The sequence below is a fragment of the Cupriavidus basilensis genome (genome assembly GCF_029335485.1).
GTDB classification, from domain to species: Bacteria; Pseudomonadota; Gammaproteobacteria; order Burkholderiales; family Burkholderiaceae; genus Cupriavidus; species Cupriavidus basilensis_E.
Genome location: NZ_JARJLM010000400.1, coordinates 21,343 through 44,868, shown reverse-complemented (window position 1 = coordinate 44,868; position 23,526 = coordinate 21,343). Strand labels below are relative to the sequence as shown.

General features: G+C 65.7%; 24 protein-coding genes. 11 read left to right on the top strand and 13 right to left on the bottom strand.

Annotated features, from left to right (window positions below):
* Window positions 1–55 precede the first annotated feature (55 nt).
* Window positions 56–787, bottom strand: coding sequence for a glutathione peroxidase (locus tag P3W85_RS24115; RefSeq protein ID WP_276266624.1), 732 nt, complete (start codon window positions 785–787; stop codon window positions 56–58).
* A 483-nt stretch (window positions 788–1,270) separates the two neighbouring features.
* On the opposite strand from P3W85_RS24115, the gene P3W85_RS24110 reads away from it, so the two are divergent.
* A complete protein-coding gene (locus tag P3W85_RS24110) occupies window positions 1,271–4,636 on the top strand; it encodes a response regulator (protein WP_276266623.1) in 3,366 nt (1,121 codons plus the stop codon).
* A gap of 56 nt (window positions 4,637–4,692) precedes the next feature.
* Here P3W85_RS24110 and P3W85_RS24105 read toward each other — a convergent pair whose 3' ends face one another.
* Together P3W85_RS24105 and P3W85_RS24100 are read right to left on the bottom strand one after the other, a co-directional pair.
* On the bottom strand, window positions 4,693–5,427 hold the full coding sequence (locus P3W85_RS24105) for an Hpt domain-containing protein (protein ID WP_017228465.1): 735 nt from the start codon (window positions 5,425–5,427) through the stop codon (window positions 4,693–4,695).
* Between the two features lie 94 nt (window positions 5,428–5,521).
* Complete coding sequence (locus P3W85_RS24100; RefSeq protein WP_017228464.1) at window positions 5,522–6,160, bottom strand: response regulator transcription factor; 639 nt, start codon at window positions 6,158–6,160, stop codon at window positions 5,522–5,524.
* A gap of 653 nt (window positions 6,161–6,813) precedes the next feature.
* Here P3W85_RS24100 and P3W85_RS24095 point away from each other — a divergent pair.
* Window positions 6,814–7,227 carry an ASCH domain-containing protein gene (locus P3W85_RS24095; RefSeq protein ID WP_276266622.1) on the top strand — a complete coding sequence of 138 codons (414 nt, stop codon included), beginning with the start codon at window positions 6,814–6,816 and terminating at the stop codon, window positions 7,225–7,227.
* A 141-nt stretch (window positions 7,228–7,368) separates the two neighbouring features.
* On the opposite strand, the gene P3W85_RS24090 is transcribed toward P3W85_RS24095, so the two are convergent.
* Window positions 7,369–8,109, bottom strand: coding sequence for a hypothetical protein (locus P3W85_RS24090; RefSeq protein WP_276266621.1), 741 nt, complete (start codon window positions 8,107–8,109; stop codon window positions 7,369–7,371).
* Between the two features lie 138 nt (window positions 8,110–8,247).
* Window positions 8,248–8,973, bottom strand: coding sequence for a hypothetical protein (locus P3W85_RS24085; protein ID WP_276266620.1), 726 nt, complete (start codon window positions 8,971–8,973; stop codon window positions 8,248–8,250).
* Window positions 8,974–9,578: 605 nt separating this feature from the next.
* On the opposite strand from P3W85_RS24085, the gene P3W85_RS24080 reads away from it, so the two are divergent.
* From P3W85_RS24080 to P3W85_RS24065, 4 genes are all read left to right on the top strand, one after another.
* The gene (locus P3W85_RS24080) at window positions 9,579–10,253 is read left to right on the top strand and encodes a response regulator transcription factor (RefSeq protein WP_276266619.1); all 675 of its coding nucleotides are present in this window, start codon (window positions 9,579–9,581) and stop codon (window positions 10,251–10,253) included.
* Between the two features lie 292 nt (window positions 10,254–10,545).
* Window positions 10,546–10,911 (top strand): ArsR/SmtB family transcription factor, encoded by a 366-nt coding sequence (locus P3W85_RS24075; RefSeq protein WP_017228459.1) that lies wholly within the window; start codon window positions 10,546–10,548, stop codon window positions 10,909–10,911.
* Between the two features lie 27 nt (window positions 10,912–10,938).
* Window positions 10,939–11,160: a cation transporter dimerization domain-containing protein gene (locus tag P3W85_RS24070; protein WP_346430285.1), complete on the top strand. Its 222-nt coding sequence runs from the start codon at window positions 10,939–10,941 to the stop codon at window positions 11,158–11,160.
* A 375-nt stretch (window positions 11,161–11,535) separates the two neighbouring features.
* Entirely contained in the window at window positions 11,536–11,727 is a 192-nt protein-coding gene (locus tag P3W85_RS24065) for a hypothetical protein (protein WP_276266618.1), read from the top strand.
* A 351-nt stretch (window positions 11,728–12,078) separates the two neighbouring features.
* On the opposite strand, the gene P3W85_RS24060 is transcribed toward P3W85_RS24065, so the two are convergent.
* The 4 genes from P3W85_RS24060 to P3W85_RS24045 all read right to left on the bottom strand — a co-directional run bounded on the left by P3W85_RS24060 (window position 12,079) and on the right by P3W85_RS24045 (window position 14,692).
* Window positions 12,079–12,459 carry a VOC family protein gene (locus P3W85_RS24060; protein WP_017228412.1) on the bottom strand — a complete coding sequence of 127 codons (381 nt, stop codon included), beginning with the start codon at window positions 12,457–12,459 and terminating at the stop codon, window positions 12,079–12,081.
* 165 nt (window positions 12,460–12,624) lie between these two features.
* Window positions 12,625–13,587 (bottom strand): lysophospholipid acyltransferase family protein, encoded by a 963-nt coding sequence (locus P3W85_RS24055; RefSeq protein WP_276266617.1) that lies wholly within the window; start codon window positions 13,585–13,587, stop codon window positions 12,625–12,627.
* A gap of 207 nt (window positions 13,588–13,794) precedes the next feature.
* Window positions 13,795–14,337, bottom strand: coding sequence for a hypothetical protein (locus P3W85_RS24050; protein ID WP_276266616.1), 543 nt, complete (start codon window positions 14,335–14,337; stop codon window positions 13,795–13,797).
* 64 nt (window positions 14,338–14,401) lie between these two features.
* Window positions 14,402–14,692 carry a TolC family protein gene (locus P3W85_RS24045; RefSeq protein ID WP_276266615.1) on the bottom strand — a complete coding sequence of 97 codons (291 nt, stop codon included), beginning with the start codon at window positions 14,690–14,692 and terminating at the stop codon, window positions 14,402–14,404.
* Between the two features lie 132 nt (window positions 14,693–14,824).
* On the opposite strand from P3W85_RS24045, the gene P3W85_RS24040 reads away from it, so the two are divergent.
* On the top strand, window positions 14,825–15,112 hold the full coding sequence (locus P3W85_RS24040; protein ID WP_017228405.1) for a DUF6506 family protein: 288 nt from the start codon (window positions 14,825–14,827) through the stop codon (window positions 15,110–15,112).
* 68 nt (window positions 15,113–15,180) lie between these two features.
* Here the strand turns inward: P3W85_RS24040 and P3W85_RS24035 are convergent, their stop codons facing one another.
* The 3 genes from P3W85_RS24035 to P3W85_RS24025 form a co-directional block, all read right to left on the bottom strand.
* Window positions 15,181–15,948: a helix-turn-helix transcriptional regulator gene (locus P3W85_RS24035; protein WP_276266614.1), complete on the bottom strand. Its 768-nt coding sequence runs from the start codon at window positions 15,946–15,948 to the stop codon at window positions 15,181–15,183.
* A gap of 132 nt (window positions 15,949–16,080) precedes the next feature.
* Window positions 16,081–17,010, bottom strand: a complete 930-nt coding sequence (locus P3W85_RS24030; protein ID WP_276266613.1) for a helix-turn-helix domain-containing protein — start codon at window positions 17,008–17,010, stop codon at window positions 16,081–16,083.
* 309 nt (window positions 17,011–17,319) lie between these two features.
* Window positions 17,320–18,348, bottom strand: coding sequence for a LacI family DNA-binding transcriptional regulator (locus P3W85_RS24025; protein ID WP_276266612.1), 1,029 nt, complete (start codon window positions 18,346–18,348; stop codon window positions 17,320–17,322).
* 373 nt (window positions 18,349–18,721) lie between these two features.
* On the opposite strand from P3W85_RS24025, the gene P3W85_RS24015 reads away from it, so the two are divergent.
* The 4 genes from P3W85_RS24015 to P3W85_RS24000 all read left to right on the top strand — a co-directional run bounded on the left by P3W85_RS24015 (window position 18,722) and on the right by P3W85_RS24000 (window position 22,618).
* Window positions 18,722–19,489 carry a YoaK family protein gene (locus P3W85_RS24015; RefSeq protein WP_276266611.1) on the top strand — a complete coding sequence of 256 codons (768 nt, stop codon included), beginning with the start codon at window positions 18,722–18,724 and terminating at the stop codon, window positions 19,487–19,489.
* Window positions 19,490–19,624: 135 nt separating this feature from the next.
* A complete protein-coding gene (locus tag P3W85_RS24010; protein ID WP_430869604.1) occupies window positions 19,625–20,404 on the top strand; it encodes a MetQ/NlpA family ABC transporter substrate-binding protein in 780 nt (259 codons plus the stop codon).
* 128 nt (window positions 20,405–20,532) lie between these two features.
* The gene (locus tag P3W85_RS24005) at window positions 20,533–21,927 is read left to right on the top strand and encodes a selenium-binding protein SBP56-related protein (RefSeq protein ID WP_276266610.1); all 1,395 of its coding nucleotides are present in this window, start codon (window positions 20,533–20,535) and stop codon (window positions 21,925–21,927) included.
* A 10-nt stretch (window positions 21,928–21,937) separates the two neighbouring features.
* Window positions 21,938–22,618: a hypothetical protein gene (locus P3W85_RS24000; protein WP_276266609.1), complete on the top strand. Its 681-nt coding sequence runs from the start codon at window positions 21,938–21,940 to the stop codon at window positions 22,616–22,618.
* Window positions 22,619–22,673: 55 nt separating this feature from the next.
* On the opposite strand, the gene P3W85_RS23995 is transcribed toward P3W85_RS24000, so the two are convergent.
* Entirely contained in the window at window positions 22,674–23,492 is an 819-nt protein-coding gene (locus P3W85_RS23995; protein WP_035807504.1) for a c-type cytochrome, read from the bottom strand.
* Window positions 23,493–23,526 lie beyond the last annotated feature (34 nt).

Below are 23,526 nucleotides of genomic sequence, written 5' to 3'. Positions count from 1 at the left end.
GTCAGGCCGGCGCCGCGCCTTGCGGCGGTAAAGCGGTTGCTGCGTCTGGAAGGGCTTAGCGGGCCAGGTAGGTCTCAAGCGCTTCGGCGCCGCCAATCAGCTTGCCGTTGATGAAAATCTGCGGCGCGGTCATGTTGCCCGACACCGCGCCCAGCACCTTGCCGCGGATCTTGTGCTCCAGCGGCACGTCGATGTAGTCGAAGCCGTTGTCCGACAGCATCTGCTTGGCCTTGGCGCAGAACGAGCAGCCAACCTTGGAAAACACCACGACCTGATCGGGCTTCTTGGCGTTGGGAGCGATGTAGGCAAGCATGGTGTCGGCGTCCGACACCTTGAACGGGTCACCCGGCTCTTCCGGCTCGATGAACATCTTGTCGACCACGCCGTCCTTGACCAGCATCGAATAGCGCCAGCTGCGCTTGCCGAAGCCCAGGTCGGCCTTGTCGACCAGCATGCCCATGCCTTCGGTGAATTCGCCGTTGCCGTCCGGGATCATGGCGATGTTTTCCGATTCCTGATCCTTGGCCCATTCGTTCATCACGAAGGTGTCATTGACCGAGACGCACAGGATGGCGTCCACGCCATGCTTGGCGAACACGGGCGCCAGTTCGTTGTAGCGCGGCAGGTGGGTGGACGAGCAGGTCGGGGTGAACGCGCCGGGCAGCGAGAACAGCGCGACGGTCTTGCCTTCGAACAGGTCGGCCGTGGTCACCGTTTTCCATTCGTTGTTCTCGCGGACGCGGAACGTGACATTGGGAACGCGTTGACCTTCACGGGATTGCAGCATAGCGATAGCTCCTGGGGTGACTGGGGGTAGTGGCCGCGTGTTGCAGCGAAGACCCGATTCTGGCCGTCTCGACGCCATTTGTACAATTCATCGTCACAAACACAGCGATTGTATTTGGCTATCGAACAGCGATAGCGTGCCGCCGTGCACCCCGATAGCCAGTCTGCCTATGCCTGATGCGCCGCTTTAATGCTTTGACGAGCGCGCGCCGCGTCTATCCCGGCCCGCCCCGGCTAGTGCGCTGCCCCACCGAGCCCGGCCAACTGTCACGACACGCCGGAGGAAATCGCCGGGGGGCTTTGCAGACATTTCCCAAATTTGCCCGCCGTCGCGCCACTTACATTTGCGGCACAAGGCACGCGTTTCCAGACATCCCGCTGCCCCATCCGTGGTGACGCGTGGCGCCGCCTCAAGGCGACCACCCCTCGCGTGGGCAGCGAGAGGCAAGCGAAGCGGCCCGCCCTCCTTCCACGAGAACTCCCTATGTGCTTCAGCACTTGCCGGCGCCGTCCCGCGGACCGCCTGCCCATGGCCAGGCCGCGCATGCCGGCGGCCACCCGATGGCGGCACCAACTGGCCTTGCTGCTGGCCCTGTGCCATGGCGTGCCGCCGCAGGCTGCCATCCCGGCAGAGCCGCGGCACAGGCTGACCCTGAGTTCCCAGGTGCAGCCGGACAGTTCCGGCCAGCCCGGTGCGGACTGCGCCGGCGATGCCGAGCTGGACGCATGGCGCCGCGGCCGCAAGGTCTTGCGCGTGGGCGTGGTAGGCAATTACCTGCCGCCATTCGACCTGGTCGACCTCAAAGGCAACTACCGCGGCATCTCAGCCGACTACCTCGCCGTGGTAGCGGCCCGGCTCGGGGTACCGGCGCAAATCCGCGGCTATGCCTCGCATGAGGCGGCGCGGCGCGCCCTGGCGGATGGCGCCATCGACCTGATCACCACCGACCTGGACCGCCACGGCGGCGGCATCCGCACCGCGCCGTACCATGAGCACCGGTTGATCGAGGTCGTATCCGGCAAAGACGACGCGCGCAACAACGCTGGCCGCACCGTTGGCTACCTGAAAGGGGAAGTGGCGCCCGGCCTGCTGCGCCATGCTTATCCGGAAGCGCAACTGCAGCCTTTCGAGAACTTGCTGGGTGCGCTCGACCAGCTTGCCCGGAACGCGGATTTCGTAGTGGTCACCAATGCCACAGCCGCCGGCTACCTCATCGAGCAATACCGCTACGGCGAACTCGCCTCGCGCAATGTCGCGCCGCTGCCGCAGGATGGCATCGCGTTCACCGTGGGCGACCCCGCACTGGGCAGGATCGTCGACCGCACGCTGGCGGCAATGCCTGCCACGCTCAAGCGCGAGATCGAGACCTTCTGGACCTCCAGTTCGCTCGAGTTCGATATCACGGGCAAGCTCGATCTTTCTGCTGCCGAGCGCAGCTGGATCGCCAGCCACCCGGAAGTTCGCTACCTGGTGGCGCACGACTTGATCCCCTTCCAGTTCCTCGACGCACAACAGCGCCTGGACGGGCTGACCGAACAGGTGCTGCAACTGATCGGGCAGCGTACCGGGCTACGCTTCGTGCCCTACTGGCCAAGCAGCAAGGCGCAAACGAAAGCCGACCTCGAGAATGGCACGCTGGACGTGCTGCCGGTCCTGCCGTTGAACCATGCTGCTACCAGCGAGGGCCTGCTGTCCGTCAGCGCGCCCTATTTCTCCGGCAACTGGGTTGTTGTCACCCGTGCCGGCGACGACAGCATCAAGAGCGTGCCCGATCTCGCGGACAAGCTCCTCGCCAGCCCCCCGTTCGATGGCGTCCACGACCTGGTGCGTGCCAGCCAGGCAGTGAGCCAGCGCGAGACCGCCACCTACGCGGAGGCCTTCCGCATGGTGGCCGCCGGACGCGCGGATGCCATTATCTCCAACGCCTCCATGGCCGGCTACATGCTCGAGCGAACCTATGGGGGCAGGCTCAAGATCGCCGCGCCCGCGAGCGGCCTTCCGCTGGAAATCGGCCTGGGAGTCAGCAACCGGCATCCCGAGCTGCTGGCCATCATCGACAAGGCCATCCTGAGCATTGCCCGCGACGATCTCGGCGCCATGCGCGCGCACTGGACGGAAATCAGGCCGCAGGCAGCGGCCTGGCGCCAGTTCCTGCCATGGCTGACGGCCGGCACGGCCACCTTGCTGCTGGTCAGCCTGCTGTTTATTGCCTGGGTGACATCGCTGCGGCGCCAGGTCACCCAGCGTGCCGCGGCCGAACGTGCGCTGCAGGACCAGGTCTCCTTCCAGACGGCGGTGCTGGACGGGATACCCCAACCGATCTACCTGCGCGACAGCCGCTTCCGCATGATCACCTGCAACACCGCCTTCGAAGCCGCGCTTGACACCACGCGGGGCGCGCTGGCCGGCACCGATCCGGCCTTCGTGCGCGGTGCTGTCAAGGCCGACATCAGCCACGATGACCTGCTCGCCGTCTACCGGCATGTGCTCGACACCGGCCAGCCATTCAGCGCCGCCCGCCGGCTGACCATCGCCGGCGAAGCGCGCAATGTGATCGGCTGGGTGGTGCCGCTGCAGCGCGCGGACGGCGGGCCCGCAGGCATCGTCGGCGGCTGGATCGACGTGACCGAGCACCAGCGGATGCTGGCCGAACTGGCCGCGGCCAAAAGCCGCGCCGAGGCGGCAAACCGCGCCAAATCCACCTTCCTGGCCTCGATCAGCCATGAGATACGCACCCCGATGAACGCCATCCTCGGCATGCTGGAACTGGCGCGAACGCGCGCGCACGTCGCGCATGGCGACCGCGAATTGCTGGACACGGCGCATGGCGCCGCCACCTCGCTGCTGTCACTGCTCGACGACATCCTGGACCTATCCAAAATGGAGGCCGGCAAGTTCACGCTGCAACCGCGCGCCGCCAGCCTGCGCCAGGCCCTGCATGAGGTGGCGCAGATGTTCGGGCCGGTGGCGTCGCAGAAAGGCCTGGCCATGAAGGTCAGCGTGGGCGAGACCGTGGCGCAGGCGCACAGGCTGGACATCCTGCGCATCAAGCAGGTGGTCGGCAACTTCGTCTCCAACGCCATTCGCTTTACCGAGCGCGGCGGCGTCGACATACGGCTGGACGAAACGGGCATGCGGGGAACCAGGCAATCGCTCGATCTCGTCATCAGCGACACCGGCATAGGGATTCCCGCCGAGGCGATCGGTGCGCTGTTCCGGCCCTTCACGCAGGTCGACTCGCCCGGGCGCATGCATGCCGGAGGCACCGGCCTGGGCCTGTCGATCGCGCAAAGCCTGGTGCGCAAGATGGGCGGCGAGGTCACGCTGGAAAGCCGGCCAGGCCAGGGCACGCAGGTACTGGTGCGCCTCAGTTTCGATCTGGCCGCGCCCCCGCCCCAGGCTGGCGTGTCAACGGACGGCACGGCCGGGGTCACCCTGTTCCCCCCGGGCATCCGCGTGCTCGTGGTGGACGACCACGCGCCCAACCGGCTACTGCTGGCGCGCCAGCTGGAGCGGCTCGGCATCGCAGTGGATGCGGCGGTGGATGGCGAGCAGGGCTTGCGGAACTTGCAGAGCCGGCCGCCGGACCTGGTGATCTGCGACTGCATGATGCCGGTGATGGACGGCTTCAGCCTGGCGCGGGCGATCCGTGCCCGCCGCGATGACCTGCGCTCGATCCCGGTCATCGGCTGCACAGCGAGCGCACAGAACGAGGATCACCGGCAGGCGCTGGCGGCGGGCATGAACGACGTGCTGGTGAAGCCGGTGGGACTGGCCATGCTGGAACGCACCTTGCGCAAGCATCTGCACGGCGCACGCGCCGCGCCCGGGGATGCCGCCTCAGCCTAGGCCGGGCACGCCGGGTACCCGCTGCGCGGACGGCTCTGGCCGCGCGCGGGCGGCGATCACCGCGTCCGCGACGGCGGCCGCAACGCCGTCAAGACGGCTTCGAGATGCTCGACGGTCGCGGCAAGAATCGGCAGCAAGGCTTGCGCGGTGGCAAGATCGTCCAACTCGGCGATGGACTCCAGCCAGCCGCAAAGCGTCACCATAGTGGCGCACTCCAGGATCCTGGCGGAACCCTTGAGACGGTGCGCGCCACTGCCGAAACACTGCCACACGCCTGCCTCCAGCGCCGCGCGCATCTTGTCGAGATCGATGCGGTTGGTCTCGATCAGGCTGTCCACCAGATCCCTGACGATGTCCGCATCGCCGCCGGCAAGGGTATCGAGCAGGCTGCCGATGGCCGCGCATTCGTCAGGCGAGAGGGCAACAAAACCGTGCCCGGCCAGCGCCTGCGCCACCGATCTGGCATTGACCGGCGCGCTCAGCGTGGCATCGAATGCCGGGCTGCGGGCCAAGCTCTCCACGCTCGCGCCCGCATCGGCCGGCGTCACGGCGAACACCAGGCTCTCCGGCGGCATGCCGAAATCGCTCCGCGACAGCATGCCGCTGTGGTCTCGCGCAAGCCAGACCATGGCCAGCCACGGACGCCCGGCTTGCGTGGCATGGCGGTGCGGCAGCGCCACGTCCGCCAGCTCGACGGAAAAACCCATGCCGGCAAGCACGGCCGCCAGCCCGCTGATTTGCAACGCCTGCACGCCGCTCTCGGTAGTGCTGACCAATAGCGCACGGATCATGAATCTACCTCGGTCGGAATTCGCGTATTGTTGACTGATCGCCGTCAACCGGCGCGCAGCGGGCTAGCGGTTAGCCCCATGGCCGTGGCTGCCGCTATTGGCCTGGCGACAAGCGGCAGCGCCGCGAGAAGTCGATCAGGTCCACCAGCGAACTGACCTGCAGCTTGGCCATGATGCGGGTCTTGTGGCTGCTGACGGTCTTGTTGCTGATGAATAGCAGCTTGCCTATCGATTTATTCGACAAGCCCCTGACCAGCATCTGCAGAATGACGATCTCCTTGTCCGACAGCAATGCGAGCCGCTCTTCGTCGGCGCGCTGGGTCACCTGTGGCAGCTCGCGCTCGTAGCGCATCTCGGGGAATACCGAGTATCCCGCCATCACCGCCTCGACGCAGCGCACGATCTCTTTCATATCCTGCATCTTGCTGACGAAGCCCTGGGCGCCAGCCTGCCGCGCGCGCGGCGCGAACGTTGCCTGGTCCTGCCCGGAAATCACCAGGATGCGAACCGGCGGATAGACCAGCTTCATGCGGGGGATTACGTCCATGCCGCTGATGCGCGGAATGTCCAGGTCCAGAATGGCAAGATCCGGCTCGAACTGCCTGGCGGCTTCGATGGCTGCCTGTCCATTGTCAGCCTCCAGGATATTGCTGACCCCCAGCACTTGCGACAACTGGGTCTTGACCACCAGCCGCAGCGCCGGGTGATCGTCGACGATCAGAATGGTTGCCACTCCCGCTCTCCCAAGTCTACCGAAACGAACTCGCCTGCACCGGCACCGACAATCCAAAAGGTGGAGCGCGAATTATGTGATGAAATGACGCGATAACCGGCGAGAAATATCCGAACGACTTGTAGGAACTTTCCCAAAGTCGTTGGCGACGCAGAGCCAGTCAGGCCTGGCCACCCGCAGAACCCGGTGCGCAAGCGTCTGCTCCCGCCGCGCGTCGAGGCGCTGCCGGTGCCAGCGAGAGGCTGGCACACGTTCAGATGAGGAAGCTTCCGAACAAGCGACGGGAAAATACGGGGGAAGGGGGCACGGAGGAAAGCGCACGGGAAGCGTCGGGGTAAATCGCGCGTCCGCCGCCCGGCCCGGTCATGCACCGCACTGACGCCGCGCCCGCGGCCACTGCAGCGCCTGCGCTGGCGCGCCTTCCGTTCTGGCCGGGCCACGCAAGAGCGCTGCTTATTGCTGGCCTCCTCCTGGCAGCCAGGCTGGGCCAGCATTATCGCGAAGTCAACGGCCGAGTTCGCCAGTTTCAGCCGTTCGACAGAACCACTGGAATCAGCAACAATCTTGTCCGGGCCGTTACTGAATTCCTGCCCCAGCGGGGAGGTAGTTGGCGGCCGCGAGAAACTCTCCACTTATCGAAGGGATGATTTGCAATGCTGCGACAGGCCTTGTCAATTGTTAAGCCCGCTGTCGAGGACATCTTGGCGGGGAGGAAGCTGGTGGAAATTCGGTCCTGGGCACCCCCGAAGATCCCATTGGTTGATCTCGTGTTGGTGCAAAACACTGTCTATTTGCGACAAGACGGGCAGGAAGATCCGGACGGAGTTGTTCTCGCATTGGTCGACGTCGTGGGGGTACACGATTGGACACCTGACGAGGCTCGCTCGCAAGGCAAGCAATGGTGTGCCGGATACGTTTGCTGGGAATTGACGAATGTGCGAGCGATCGACCCGCCTGTGCAATGCATAGCCAAGCGAGGCATCTACGCGCTGGAACTTGCTCGCCACCAAGCATCTCACTCCTCGGCCACAGCGCTCATTCAGCCAAGCCCTGGAAGTAGCGCCTGACTTTGCATCGCTACATCGCGGGCTTGAATACAAAGCCTGAAAACGTTGCCGTTAGCCCAACGGCGCTCGCTGCGCACGCCTATCGCACTGAACACAGCCTGATTGCCCTGTCAGGGCAAAAACGCGGTGCGCCCCTGACGATCAGTCGGCCCGGCACCACCGGCCAGAATCCGGGCACACACTGGCCCTTGCACCGTTCAGCCGGATTTGCTCTTCATGCAGTTGCAACGAGGTCGAAGGGGCGATGTCGAAGGCAACCTTGAGCGCGTGCCCAACATGGGCATCCTCGATGGGAAGCTCCCAGGTCAGGAATAGTTGGGTGCAATCCTGGCCGGGCGGGAAGTCGGCCACATTGAAACCGCTGCTGCGGCGTTGAATTACGCCATGAGGCTGGCAGGTATCGAATATCACCACCGTACCCCGGGTCAGCGGAATTCGATGACCCAAAGAGGGAAAATGCAGGTCCTGCCCCCTGTCCTCGCTCAGGAAGAGGTTGCAAAAGGCCGCGCCGCCATATTGCTCGCCGTCATGGTGATACTTCGCGCCGCGGCAGGCCATGAGGGCTACGTCACTGGCGGCAAGCACCCCAGGCAGTCCAAGCGCGCACGCCCAATCGGACACTGCCTGCACGCAGCGCGTGTAGTCCGGCCAGCGCGCTCGCGCTCGTGCCAAAGGCATTGCCTCGACATCCCCGGGTTCCAGGATCAAGCGGGACGATGTCTCCCTTGCCCAATCGGCAAGCAGACGCGCAGGGGGCACAGGCACGTCGACCGTGCCTGACAGCACGATGTCACTCACGCGTCGACTGCGGATGGCGTCGCCACTCCAGAAATAGGAAATGAGGAGGTCTCGTACTTGATGCTGTTGAGGGCGGTGGCTCATCTGTACCAGTGAAATGCGGCTACCTCGGGAATGTGCCGGCTCTACCGACCGGCCGGAATGGATCGGCAAGCGATCCTGGCTCCCCCCGCAGATCGGCGAAGGCGCAATACTGCGGGGCGGGCATCCTCGACGCAGGTCTTAAGCGAATGGCGTGTGAAGCCGCTCGAAGGCGGACAGCCGGTCGCGGAATTGTGCCATAAAGGCCCCGAGCATGAAGGCCCGGTCGCCGTCGAACGGCGTGAGGAAATCATACTGTGCGCCGTCATGGAGGCGGCGCAGGCTGCTTAGCAGTTCCGCCAGCAACCGCGCCTCGAAGGAGCGATGCCGCCGCAGCCGCCATACCAGGGCTTCGTGCCGGTTCATGAGCTGGTTCGGCGGCACGGGCCACAGCAGGTCCAGCACGCGGCGGGTTTCCTGATACGCGCCGATATAGGCGCACGAGGCCGCGAGCCGCCGGTCGATCTCGTTGCCGCCATGCATCAGCCGAAACGCCTCGTGCATCAACCCTTGGGTAATGCCCCGGCAGCCCTGCGGCTGCCGGTCCGGGCAGAACGAGGATAGCGGCTTCAGTGCGAACGTCAGCGCGGGCGGCAATATGCTGACGCTGTGCCGCGCCAGTTCCTCGTGGATCTGCACGGCGAGCATGGTGCAGTCATCGAGACTGGCGTCGATGAAGAGATCGAGGAAGATCCCCGCCTCCGTTCCCGAGAAGGCAGCCGCCTTGACGACATTGAAGTTTCGCCGGGCAAGGACCGCGATGCCTAGCCGCAGCCGGCGCAAGGCCTCGGTATCCGCGCCGCAGATGTCGCCGAATGCGTCCTCGCTCAATCCTTCCTCGAAGTACTTTCTGTTTTCCTTGGTCACATTCCCTCTTTCTACGAATATCCGTGGCTTGAGCGCTGCGATCTGGCAAGGCGCCGGAACCCGTTGCAGCAATCGGCATGGTCCCGGCAGCAAGACCCCAGCGCGGAGTCTCGGTAGTGTGCAGGACAGAATGGATACCGAAGCCGGGAAGACTCCGAATCAACTTGCGGAAGATTCCCCAAGAGGACACAAATCTTTCACCCGGCGCGACGCGCGGCCCGCCACCGCATGCGCCCCTGGCGACGCATCTTGCTGCGGCGATGCCCGCGTTCGGACATGCCTCTGCGCCACGGGGCGACGACGTGAAGGCAATGCGCAGCAAGATTGGGAAATTTCGCAACCCGGCGGCGACGCGCTGGAGATACAGTCAGCGTTCCACCGATGATGTCCTCGCCGGAACGCCGCGCCGCAGTCGATACCGTTAGCCACGGCCGCCGCGCGCCGGATGCTGCCTGGACCAGAGATCAAGGAGATAAGGCATGAGCGATGTCAGCCGCCTGAGTCAGGGCGACTCACCAGAGCCAATCGGGCCAATCCAGCCAGCGCAGCCATCCTGGCCGCCGCCCGTGCCCGCGCGTCCGGCCTGCCGCCCGCGGAGTTAGCCCATGCAGTCGCCCCCCCTCCCCGCCAAAGCGCAAATCGTGATCGCCGACGATCATCCCGTGGCGCTGCTGGGCCTGCAGGGTCTGGTTGCGCAATTGAACGGCATGGAAATAGCCGGTGTCGCCCGGGACTCGACCGAGACCCTCGCACTCTTGCGCCAGCGGCCGTGCAACATCCTGCTGACGGACTACGTGATGCCGGGAGGCGCCTGCGGCGATGGCCTGCATATGATCCTGTTCCTGCGCCGGCGCTATCCCAAGCTGCCAATCGTGGTGATCACCATGCTGGATACGCCAGCGCTGATCGGCAAGCTGGTCAGGTGCAAGCGGCTATCCGTGGTCAGCAAGCGGGACCATGCCTTTCACATACAGGCCGCCCTGGGTACGGCGCTCGCCGGCGGCCAGTATCTGTCACCCGTCATCGAGCACCTGCTGAAAGGCGTCGCCGTGCCGGCTGACGCGAGAATCCGTATCGGCCTGCTGAGCCCGCGGGAAACCAATGTGATCCGGCGCTACCTGTCCGGCATGTCCGTCAGCCAGATCGCTGCCGAACTGGGCCGCAGCATCAAGACCGTCAGCACCCAGAAGATGTCCGCCATGCGCAAACTTGGCGTGCACAGCGATCTGGAACTGTACGGCTACGCCGCGTCCAGCGACCTGCTCGGCCCGAGCCGCTGACCGCCTGATCCGGCCGGGAGGCCGCTATCGCCATATGCGGCGGAGCGGAGTCCGGCATCGACCTCCCCCCTTCGGCGCGCTACCGTGCCGTGCGGGTCGAGTACGCCACCGTGCTGCCGGGGCATCACGCCCGCCGCGCGGAAGGAAGCGGCAAGGCGCGGCGGCGTTCTCTCGGCGCCTCGTCTTCCGGAAGGCGCATCGGGCCCGGTTCTTCAGGTGTGCCCCGCTCGCACTCGCGCTCATCCGCTTTTTGGCGGAAAATACGCGCATTTCCTGTCAAGATGCGCCCAAAATGCACAGTGACTCCGCTGTCAAAGCCCTTGCCGCACTCGCGCAGCAATCGCGCCTGGCGATCTTCCGCCTGCTGGTCCAGGCCGGTCTCGAAGGCATCCACGCCGGGCGGATCGGCGAAACGCTGGGCCTGGCGCCGGCGACCCTGTCGTTCCACCTCAAGGAACTTGCCAACGCCGGCCTGATCGCCAGCCGGCAGGAAGGCCGGCATGTCATCTACCAGGCCCAGTACGAGCGGATGAACGAACTGCTTGGATTCCTGATGGAACACTGCTGCGAAGGCGACCCGAAGGGCTGTGGAGCCCCCTCCTTCGAATGCCAGCCGAAAGAACCGGCGCGATACGGGGCGCCAAGGGACCAGAAGTAATCCCGGCTTGAAGACACCGTCGCGGGCATACGGGAAACGCTTCTCGCCGTCCATGGCGTAGCGGGCATACATGAGTTGCGTACGCGAAAAACGGGCGACCTGGTCGTCGTGGATGTGCATCTTGAGGTTGACTACCGGCTGTCCGTCATCGAAGCGCATGAGATTTCGGAATCCGCCCGCTACAGCGTCATCGAGCGCCATCGCGTCGCTGATGTCATGACCCACGTCGACCCGGTCGGCAGGGGATAGGACCGGAATCCATCGACGCCACCCTGCCGGCGCAGAAAAACGCCCCGCCCACCGGGGGATAGGCGAGGCGCAAAGCGCGGACAGGTGGGTCAGACCTGCCCGCGAAGTTCCGAGACTAACCGCGTCCACTGGATTGGAAAGTGGGTTAGCGCACCGCCCGCTGCTGCCAGCGATGAAAACGCGGATGCCGGCTGCCTCCAGCCCTGGGCAATGGCGCCTGCGTGCGGCGCGGCCGGCGCTTGGTGCGCTCTCAAAATTCGCCTGCCGCTGCCGTTATCTCCAATGCGGCCGGCGGTGTCATGCCGTATCCTGGCGCCCCGCGCGACCGGCAGCGCCAAATAGCGCCTCAGGGCGCAACGATGCCAATAGACCACTATGCAATCCGACCTGATACCGCTGGCCGAACTTGGCTGCATCCTCACGGCAGTGCTTTTTACGGCACTCGCCATCCGGCACGCCAGAAAGCAGACTCGCCTGAACCAGCACATCACCGAACTGGAACGGCAGCTCCGCGAACGCGTGGCAAAGCGCCAGGACGCGCCCGGAGAAACGCGTTTCTCCGGCTGACCAGCGGCGCCTGCGCCAGGCAAGGCACACCTGGGCGAAAACTAGCGCGAGAACAGCGAGGGGAAATAGGGGCTTCTCTCTATACGGCGCCCCCCCGGGAATACGTATGATCCGTTCCGTGACAAGTCGCAGCGCATAAGTTGCTAAGTCTGATAGCTGACCAGGAGCGGCCCTGCCGCCTGGAACGACTTGATTGCCGGTCTTCGCAGCGTGATTCCAGCATGCTCACACAGGCCACAGAGCCAAACGGGGCAGGATCAACGGAGTGTCGATGTCGCGGGGTGTAAAAAGCCATTCTTCGGAATGGTTTTTTTTATGCCCGTGATAACTGGGCGAATTCTTGCTTGCGGCTTAAGCTGGTTCGAGCACCGACAGAATATTGCCGGCCGGATCCTTGAACCAGGCGATCACCGGCCCGCCGCTTGCACGGCAAATCCCCCGCGCGTCGGTCTGCAGGCCGGGGGCATCATAGATCTCGAACCGCACCCCGCGCTTGCCGAGCTGTTCCACGGCACGGTCCACGCTGTCCACGGGAAAATTCAACACGGTAAATGTCGCGGGCGCGTGATCGGGCTTGGGATAGAGCAGCACGGTGTTGCCGCCAGCCAACTGCAGCGTCAGCAGATCCCCGGACCGGGTCACCTCCAGGCCGAGCGTGCCGCCGTAGAAATCCAAGGCTTTCGCGATGTCGTTGATCGAATAGCCGCAAAATGCGTGACTGTTGCGCAGCATGGCGGTCTCCTTGCATGGCATGGAATCGACGTCGGAACGAACCGGGCGTGGGCCCTCCATGGGCAAGTATTGTCCACAGGGAGGCAGGACTCAACCAGCCTGCACCGACGCCGGCGGTCCCGCTGGCGCGGCAGGATGGCCTGCCGGCACCCCGGTGGCCTATGCTCAGCAGCGCGACGGATCGTCGCCGCCGGCCCCCTCGGGAGCAAGATATGACCGTGGCGCCGCGGGCCCGGCTGCCGCCACCGCCGGTGGCGCGGATGGGACGGGCGGTGCCCCCGCCGGCACCTTGTACCGGTTATAGCTCCAGAGATACTGCTCAGGGAATCGCCGGATCAGTGCCTCCATTGCCTCGTTCAGCAGCGCTGCCTGCTCCGCCGCAGCGGACGGCAAGGGCTCCGGCAGCCGCACGTAGTGCAGACGCCAGCCCCGGCCCTTGGGCAACCGCTCGCCTGCCGCCAGGATGACGGGCACGCCGGTCTGCACGGCCAGCTTTCCGGGCAACGTCATGGTATAGGCCATACGGCCGAAGAACGGGACCCACACGCCTTCGCCAACGCTGGGCGCCTGGTCGGGCAGCAGGCCGACCGCCCTGCCATGGCGCAGCGCCCGCACGAAGGCGCGCACGCCCTGCGCGGCGGCGGGCACCACCTCCAGGCTCGACATATGGCGGGCGGTTTCCAGCACCGGCGCCAGCATTTCCTTGCGCGGGGGCCGGAACATGATCGTCAGCGGCAGGCGCTGCGCGGTATAGCGCGCGGTGATCTCGAAGCATCCCAGGTGCGGTGTCAGGAACAGGATGCCCCGCCCCTCGTCGATGGCCGCCTGGACCACATCCCAGTCGTCGGTGACCACGCGCGCCACGCTCTGCTGCGTGCGGAACCACACGCGTGGCAGTTCGAGGATCATGGCTCCCGCCTCCGCCGCCGAGCGGCGGGCGAATGCGGCATGCGGATAGCCGGCCAGGGACGCGTTGGCGCGCAAGCGCTGCCGGTACCTGCCGGGGAAGGTGTAGATCAGCCGGCCAAGCACGCGGCCGGCCGCCTGTAGCACGGGTAGGGGTAAGACAGCTATCAGCCTGAATGCAAACTGCAGTATGCCGGCCCCATGTCGAGAAGCATTGCCCATGGTTGCACTGGATTAGTCACCGCTTGCGCGCAGGCTTGCGCTGCCTTTTTTCAGGCGTGCCGCGGCCCCGCTGGGTAACACTGGTATCAGTGTGCGATTTTGGCAAAAATACCCGGCGTTGAAAAGCCATGGCGGCGTTCAGCACGCGGAACGCTCTGTTCTGAAAAAACGAATAATCCCCGCCAGGCGGCCACACCCATGCACAATCTATGTTCTGGAAATCCTGACCATCCCAACTTCATGAATGTAATCGGATAACGCTTCGTGGTTATCCGCCAGGATCCGAACGATTTCTTTAAGATCGCCGATGGTGTAATTGAATTCCATATCGGTACGTTCGATGAACGTCTCGGTCAGCGCATTGAAATCGTCCTGCAGCGGCGTGATGCCCGATGGAAGTCCGATGATCCAGTTCGGCTGGACCGCGCCGGAATGCTGACTGGATGTCCACGCAGAGTGCGCGACATCGTGCCGCAATGGCGCATACGTATGCGGTATCAGCAAGTAGGCGCAGATCCGGTCGAACTGATCCATCGGAATCCTGCGCTGGCGCAGCAGGTCGAGCAGCGTTGCCCGCTTTCCGCCGAAATCAAGGCGGCGCGTGAGCAGCATCACTGCCGCGGCATCCGTGCCGCAGAGCGCCGCCATGATCTCCTGCATCAGCAATTCGTATCGCGCGAACCACTGGACGATGGCGCCAAAGAGCTGCAGGTGCTGCGCAGTGAGGCAGTCCGGGAGATGGTCGTTCATTTTCAGTTCCTCCGATGCGGATCGTGTCCGCGTTACCCGTCTGCCGTTGCTCGTTACCCAGGTGCTATGGCCCTGCGTGCGAAGCGGTAGACGACATTGCCTTGTCTCCCGGCAATTGCGAGACATGCCAGCCGCCGCCGAAGGCCTCGATCAGCGCGACGCTGGCGATCAGCCGGTTCTCGCGTATGGTCAGTGCGGCCTGTTCGTTGCCCAGCGCGGTGGCTTGCGCGGTAACGACACTGGTATAGGGAACGGCGCCCGCCTTGTACTCGTTGATGGTCAGTTGCACCGCCTGTCGCGCCAGGCGCACGGCCTCGTCCTGCACGCCGGACTGCTCGCCGAAAAAAGAATCCAAGACCTGAAATGACTGAGAACACGCCAAAATAGTCTTTGACGATCTTATCCTCAATTGCAAGAATCAGACACGCCAACGTACATCGAGCATCGAACACGTTCATCGAATCGAATCGCCAAAAAGGAGAACGACATGGCGCTAACCAAATTCGGATTCATCGTCACCGGAGACAACTTTGTCCAACCCCAGGGCACCGAAAAATTCTCAATGAAAGTCATCGGCATCTCGCACCCATCGGAAGGCATCGCCGCCGCACAGGAACTGGTCGCCGACGGCATACAGCTGATCGAACTCTGCGGAGGATTCAGCCCGGTCTGGGCGGGAAGGATCATCGAAGCGATCGACTACGCAGTACCTGTCGGCGTCGTAGCATATGGACCGGAATCGATCGATAAGATGCATGCGCTCTTCCTGGCGTGACACCAGGCTGCTGCCACAGGCGGAAGCCGGCATCGCCCAGATGCGCGCATGGCAGCGCGCCATCACCGCTACCCCGGCAGCAACCCCATCGCAATCGCCGTACGCACGGCCTGCAGCCGGTTGCCCACGCCCAGCTTGCGCATCACGTTGCGCATATGATGGGAAATGCCATGCTCGGAGATGCCAAGGATCTGCCCGGCCTCCCAGGACGTCTTGCCTTGCGCTACCCAGCGCAGCACTTCCAGCTCTCGCGCGGTCAGCGCCGCCTCCGGTACGGAAGGTCCGCGCACGAGCGCGCAGAAGCGGTCCAGCACGGACTGCGTAAGCGCCGGGCCGAACAGGCGCGCCCGGCAAATGGCGGCCTCATCGTCACCCGGCATGCCGTCGAGCGACAGCAGTGCCAACGTTCCCACCTCGCGGCTGGGCATGCTGGCGGAAAAGGCGATGGCCGCGGTCAGGCGCCGGTCCAGCTCGGCCCGCGCCACGCTGTCGCTGGCCGGCAGCAGCAGCGGCTGGCCGCTGCTGCACACCACCGGCACCAGCGAATCGCGCGCCTTGACCACCAGCGCCGCCAATGCTTCGCCGTGCGCTTCCGGTGCCAGGCTGGCACCGCCCGGCAGGCTGGTCAGCGAAGCCGGCTGGGGCGGCGCCGAGCCGGGCGGCCCCTTGTAGCGCAAATAGAAATGGTTGAACCCGAGCAGCCGCGCTGCCGTGCAAACGGCTCCGGCCAGGCCGTCGATATCCTGGGCGCGATCGATATCGCCAAGCAGCGTGGCCAGGGCGGATGGGGCGTCGGCGGGGATCGCGGCGCCAAGCGAGAGATCCGGCGAACTCATGATGGGAAGGCTTCACTCCTGCGGCGGGCCGCCATACGGCAAGGTAGGGCACGGTCGGGCGACGAGCCCAAACCTCAATCATAAGCGGCTTTCGCCAGCCGGCAGCGAGTCGATGCGAACCCGCCCCGGCGGCTAGGACCGGCGCTCGCGCCGCCAGGTGCCCGGCGGGATGCCGACGAAGCGGCCAAACACACGCGTCAGGTGGCTCTGGTCGGCAAAGCCGGCTTCCACGGCAACCTGCGCCAGCGACATCTCCTCCTGCTCTGCCATCAACGCCTTGGCTCGGTCGACGCGGTACCGCTGCAGCCAGCGGTGCGGCGTCACGCCGGCCTTCTCCTTGAAGGCCTTGGCAAAATGGCCGCGCGACAAGCCGCAGGCCTGCGCCACCTCGTCCAGCGACACCGGCTGCGCGCTGGCGGCAGCCAGATACTCCTTGGCGCGGTGCTCCTGCGCATCGGACAGCGCCCCCCTCCTGGCTTCCGCCCGCACCGTCAGGCCGCCATAGGTATGCGCGAGGTGCGCCAGCACCGCCAGCAGTACCGTATCCACGAAGCGCGGCTGACACTGCGCGGGCAGCGCGAGGGATGGCAGGAGCGCCCGCGCCAGATGTGCCAGGGTCGGATCGGTATGCCCGGCGGCGCACGCGAGCCGGTGGATCGGCCTGGCATTGCATTCATCCGCGTAATCGTCCAGCGCCATGCGCGGCACATGGAACAGCAGGCAATCCAGCGGCGCTCCAACGTGGACGGAGACCTCGTCCTCCAGATCGACAATCAGCACGGCGTCGCGCGCATAGCCTTGCCGCAGCAGCGGCTTATCGCCGCGCCACAGTTCGTGATGGAGCGACGCCTCGAGATGCATCGCCACCACAAATGCCTCGGCAGCCGGCACCACGCGCTTGCGACCCTCATGCTGCGGTCCGCTGCGAACATGGGCAACCGCGACTTCCGAGCGGTGCGACGCGCTCAGGCTCGCCAGTTCCGGCGCTGACTGGATGCCGAAATACGCCGCGGCTTGCGCGCCGAAGGTATCTCCGCATGGCTGGCATATCGACTGCAGCATCCCCATCGTCTCTCCTGCCCCCGATCGATGCACCCGCCCCGGCAGCGGTGCGATTCTGTCCCTCTCGCATGACACCACCGGCATGCGGGAATGGTCACCAAGGTTATGCAAACGTTTGCATTATGAGCGGGCAAGGAAAGAAATCAAGGATGCGCCGACTACAAGAATGTGTAGTTGACCCCGGGCGCGATTCCCGGAAGATGAGGGCTGTTGCCTGGAGCGCGCCTGCGCAGGGGCGTTTGGGACAATGGGACCTTGCCGCATGAAATCCACCCCGGAAGCATCCGGCATCGAAAGCCGGTTGCGCGCTCAGTCCGCGGGCGGTGCGGTCGAGCCTCTGACGATCAGCTGCGGGCACAGCACCACGCTGGCAACCTCGGCGCCCGCGTCCGCAATGCGCGCCAGCAGCAGGATGGCGGCCCGCGCGCCCATCTCGTGAACAGCAATCCGGACGGTGGTGAGCGCAGGCGTGAGCGCATCCACGAAAGGCATATCGTTGTGGCCCACCACGGAGATACCGCCGGGGCAGGCGATCCCCTCCTCGCGGAAATGGTCGTAGCAGCCCAGCGCCAGCAGGTCGTTGCCGGCGGCGATCGCGGTCAGGCCGGGCGACTGCCCGAGCAGTGCGCGGCAGGCCTCGCGGCCCGCTTCGCGGCCGTAGTTCGCGGCCTCCACGATCAGCCATTCGCCTTTGCGCAGCTTGTGCCGCCGCACCGCCGAGATAAAGCCCTGCTTGCGCTGGTGGCCGGTGGACAGAGAGTCCGGCCCCGCGATATGGCCGATGCGCCGATGGCCCAGCGTCACGAGATGATCGACGGCCAGCCGCATCCCGACCGTGTTGTCGCTGACCACGCAGGGCACCCTGCCGAGATCTTCGCCGCGGTTGACCATCACCACCGGGATGCTCTGCCTGACGCAATAGTCCAACACGGGATCCTCGCGCTCGGCCGTCGCCAGGATCAGGCCATCGACCTGGCGGCCCATCATCTGGTCGATGATGAAGCGCTGCCGGGCCTTGTCGGCGCCGACATTGACCACGATGGGCACATAGCCCTGCGAGGCGAGCACGCCTTCGAGCCCGGCCAGGATCGGCGCGAAGACAGGATTGGAAATATCCGGCAGCACCACGCCGACCAGCCCGGAACGCCTGGTGCGCAGGCCGGCCGCAATGCGATTCGGCCTGAAGCCGAGATCGTCGGCCATGCGCAGGATGCGCTCCGCCACATCGTCGGCGACCAGGTGCCGCGTGGCTGGGTTCATCACCCGGGACACGGTGGAGTAATGGACTTCCGCCTTCGCCGCCAGGTCCTTGAGGGTAATGCGCTTACGCTGGTCCATGACGGCAGGGAGGCTGGTGTGCGGTGAATGAGATCGCGTCATTTTAAGCGAAGGCCGCTGCGCCACTTCCTCGCTGGCCGGCCTCCCGGCACTATCGCGGATACGGCCCGGCCTCGTGTCCCTGCGGACGCACCCCTGGCGAGACATTGAGCATGCGGGTCTCCTGCGCCAGCGCTCGGCCCAGCGAAACGGCCATCACATCGAGCGCCGCCTCCGCGGCTGAATCGGCACGCGCGCCACGGCGAGCCTGTGGCCCGGTGGCGGATACGGCCTTTACCCACGCACAGCCGCGCCGCGCAGTGACGCTTCCACGCCATCGGGTTATGCTGCGGCACGGGCACGAGCCGTCCTTACCCAGGAACTGACGACAGCCATGCAGACCACTCCGCAATCGCTACCTCCGCAACCGCCGGCCAGCGCCGGCAACGTGATCAAGGCATCTCTGCTCAGCCTGGTGGCGGGCTATGTCGACGTGGTCGGTTTCATCGCCTTGTTCGGCCTGTTCACCGCACACGTGACGGGCAACTTTGTCATGCTCGGCGTGGAGCTTGCGCACTCGACCAGCGGCGTGGCGGCCAAATTGCTGGCACTGCCGGTCTTCATCGTTTCGGTCGCGTCCACCAAGATCGCGATCGACGCCATGCAGGCGCGCGGCAGGCCGCCGCTCCCGCCGCTGCTGGCCGCGCAGTGCGCGCTGCTGACCCTGTTCATGCTGGCTGGCTACATGGCCTCGCCCATTACCTCGCCGGACATGCCTGCCGCCATCGCAACCGGCATGCTGGGCGTGGCCGCGATGGCGATCCAGAACACGCAATCCCGCATCGTGCTGACCGATCACGTGCCGACCACCATCATGACGGGCAACAGCACGCAGGCCATCATCGACCTGGTCGAAGTCATACACGGTCCGCCCGACAAGGCCGCGGCCGCCAAAAACCGCCTGCGCAAGATGGTCCCTGCCATCGCCGCGTTCGCGGGCGGCGCCATGGCCGGCGCGTATGCCTACGTGCTGGCGTCGTTCTGGTGCCTTGCCGCGCCCATCGCGATCCTGCTGGCGCTGGCCTGCAGCTACCGGCGCATGCAGGCGGGGCCCGAGGCCACCCCCGGCACGAGCGCGGCGCAAGCGGAACGGCGCGCATAGCACGCGCGCTTCTAAGCTAAGACGAAAGCATCAGTTCGCGCCGCGGCGCGCGCTTCCTATACTCGGCAGTCGGCCGCGGTGCGGCCACTCAACCCGGCGAGGAAGCAGACAATGAAGCGATGGCAAGCGGCCGCGATGGCGGCGCTACTGATGGTAATCGGCACCGGCGCGAGCCAGGCCCAGGACAAGACAAGAATCAAGGTCGGTGTTTCGGTCGGCAACGCCGAGCAGACCTTCGAGGTGGTCCGCAAGGTTGCCGCGCGCGACGGGCTGGAGATCCAGCTGATCACCTTCAGTGACTACCTGCAGCCCAACGAGGCGCTGGCCGCCGGCGACCTGGACGCCAACGCCTTCCAGCACAAGCCCTTCCTGGACAGCCAGATCAAGGCGCGCGGCTACAAGATCGTGCCGGTTGGCCTGACCCTGACCGCGCCGCTCGGCATCTACTCGAAGAAGTTCAAGTCGGTCGACCAGTTGCCGCAGGGCGCGCGCATCGGCATCCAGAACGATCCGTCCAACGGCAACCGAGCGCTGCTGCTGTTGCAAAAAGCCGGGCTCGTCAGGCTCAAGCCCGGCGTGGGCGAGAACGGTGTCAATGCCACCCCGCTGGACGTGGTGGAGAATCCGAAGAAGCTCAAGCTGATCGAGCTTGACGCGGCGCAGTTGCCGCGCGCGCTGGACGACCTCGCCGCGGCCTCGATCAACAACGACTACGCCTACCGCGCCGGCCTCTCGCTGCAGCGCGACACCATCGCGGTGGAAGACGCGCGCGGCCCCTACGCCAACCTGATCGCCGCCCGCGCGGAAGACAAGGACAAGCCCTGGGTGAAGAAGCTGGTGAAGGCCTACCAGTCGGAGGAGGTACGCAGGTTTATCGAGACCGAGTTCAAGGGATCGCTGATTCCGGCGTTCTGAGCGTGCCTGCGCAAGACCCTGGCGCGCCCAGGCCCCGCACGGCCAGGGCACCTCCGCCGCGATGTGTCCTATAGTTCAAAGTCTGCGATGCCCCGCGGCATCCAGGCAAAAGCACAAGGAGGCACATCATGGCGACCTGGAAGCCGGACCCCAGCTTTTACCCGTCGCCGCGGCTGGCGGCAAAGGCGCCGCCCGAGGCACTCGCCTATGTAGCGATGTTCGATCCGACGCGCAGCCAGCCGGACGCTATTGCCGTGGTCGACGTCGATCCGGCCTCCAACACCTACGCCACCATCATCGGGCAGGTGAGCGTGCCGTACGCAGGCGACGAGCTGCATCACTTCGGCTGGAATGCCTGCTCGTCCTGTCTCTGCCCGAACGCCCCGCACCCGCATATGGAGCGGCGCTACCTGGTAGTGCCGGGCTTGCGTTCGTCCCGCATCTACATCATGGACACCAGGCCCGATCCGCTGCGGCCATCCATCATCAAGGTGATCGAGCCCGGCGAACTGGCCGTGCGCACCGGCTACTCGCGCCCGCATACCGTGCACTGCGGCCCCGGCGGAATCTATGTAAGCGCGCTGGGCAACGGCGAAGGCAAGGGACCGGGCGGCATCATGCTGCTCGACCAGGAGAGCTTCGAACCGCTCGGGCAGTGGGAGGTGGAGCGCGGCCCTCAGTATTTCGCCTACGATGGCTGGTGGCATCTCGGCTATGACACACTGGTCACCAGCGAATGGGGCACGCCCGACATGGTCGAGGACGGCCTCGTGCCCGAGATCCTGCTCGGCTCGCGTTACGGCCGCCGCCTGCATTTCTGGGATCTGACCAGGCGCCGCCACCTGCAGGAAATCGACTTCGGCGAAGAGCACCAGCTCGTGTTCGAGCTGCGTCCCGCCCACGACCCGACCAAGGCATACGGCTTCGTCAACTGCGTGATCAGCCTGAAAGACCTGTCTTCCTCGATCTGGACCTGGTACCGGGACGGCGAAAAATGGGCGGTGCGCAAGGTCATCGACATCCCCGCCGAGCCGGCGGACCCGGACCTGCTCCCGCCCATCCTCAAGGGCTTCAAGGCGGTGCCGCCGCTGGTGAGCGATATCGACCTGTCGATGGACGACCGCTTCCTCTACGTATCGTGCTGGGGCACCGGCGACCTGCTGCAGTACGACGTCTCCGACCCCTTCGCCCCAAAGCAGACCGGCCGCGTACGCATTGGCGGCATCGTCTCGCGCGCCACGCATCCCGGCGCCGGCGGCGCCGCGCTGAACGGCGGCCCGCAGATGGTCGAGGTCAGCCGCGACGGACGGCGCGTCTATTTCACCAACTCGCTCTATGGTGCGGTCGATGCGCAGTTCTACCCGGAGGGCATCGAGGGCTGGATGGTCAAGCTGGACGCGGCGCCTGACGGCGGCATCGCCTTCGACCCGCGCTTCTTCCTGCGCTGGCCGGCAGGGCATCGCCCGCACCAGGTAAGGCTGCAGGGGGGCGACTGCTCGTCGGATTCCTACTGCTACCCGTAGCCGCCTTGTCATGAACGCCACTGCCGGCATCCCGCTAGGCACGTACGTGGCCACCCAGTGGTCCACGCTATGGCCGCTCTGGTGGCCCTGGCTGGCCATTGCCGCGCTCGGCCTGTTCCACGGCGTCAATCCCGCCATGGGCTGGCTGTTCGCGGTGGCGCTCGGGCTGCAGCGCGGGCACCGCAAGATCGTGTTGCTGGCACTGCTGCCGATCGCGCTCGGCCACGCGCTGGCGGTCGCCCTGGTGCTGGCCGCCGCGCTGAGCCTTGGCAGCATGCTCGACCCTCGCTTGCTGGCACGCGCTGGCGGCGCCGTATTGATCGGCTGGGCCGCCTGGCACGCCCTGCGCGGCCACCGCCAGCGCCCGCGCGTGGGCATGCGGGCCGGCATGGCCGGGCTGGCGTTGTGGTCGTTCCTGATGGCCGGCACGCATGGCGCGGGGCTGATGCTGGTACCGGCGCTGCTGCCGCTGTGCAGCGCCGTGGCCGCGCCAGCCTCCGGCGGCCCGCTCTGGTCCGCGGTGCTGGCGCTCGGGCTGCACACGCTGGCCATGCTGCTTGCCATCGGCGCCATGGCATTGCTGGTGTACGACCACATCGGCGTGGGCTTCCTGCGCACCGGGTGGATCAATCTCGACCGGGTCTGGACCCTGGCATTGGCGGCTTGCGGTGCGCTCTTGCTGTTGTCGTAGGGGAACTTGCTGAGGCGCGGCCCCGGCTACGCCGGAACGGACCGCAGCCCGCCCGCTAACGCGCGTCCTTCGGCCGGTCGCCCTTGGGCCAGTCCTTGGCCCGGCCAGGAAAATCGGGCCTGGGCTGTTCGGTAAAGAAGGCGGCAACGTCCACGGCATCCTGGGCCGACAGCGTTCCGCCCTGGCCGAGCGGCATGTTGTGCTTGACGAAGGCCGCCGCCGTGTACATCCGCGCCATCCCCGCCCCCACGTTGAATGCATCCTTCCCCCAGACCGGCGGGAAAACGTAGCCGCCCTGCGGATTGGCCACGCCTTGCCCTTCGGCGCCATGGCATGACGCGCACTGCGCCGCGTAGACCGCCCTGCCATGCGCGCGGTCCGGCCGCAACGCGGTGTCAATTTTCTCGAAGCCCCTGCCGGTCACGTTGGTGCCGGCCGGGACGCCGGTGGACAACCACTTCATATAGGCCAGGATGGCGTTCATCTCGGCCGAGTCGAACGCCAGCGGCTTGCCGTTCATCGAGCGCTGGAAGCAATCGTTGACACGTTCCTGCAGCGAGATGATCTTGCCGCTGCGGGCGCGGTACTCCGGAAACGCCCCGGCCAGCCCTACCCAGGGCGAGGCATAGGCCACGGTCCCGCCGTTCAGGTGGCAATTGGTACAGTTCAGGCCATTCCCGACATTGCCGGGCAGTTGCCTGCGCGTGTCGGACAGCAGTTCCTTGCCGCGCTTGATGGCGTCGCCCATCGGCCCGGCCGGAATCGAGGCCGCGTCCGGTACGGTCAACGCGACGTTCGCCGGCTGGGAAAGCGCAGGCAGGCTGGCTGCCGCCAGCACCGCAAACGCCATGGCGCCATGTTTTATCGTTTTCATTCTTGTCTCCCTTTGTTGTTCTGTTGTATTCAAC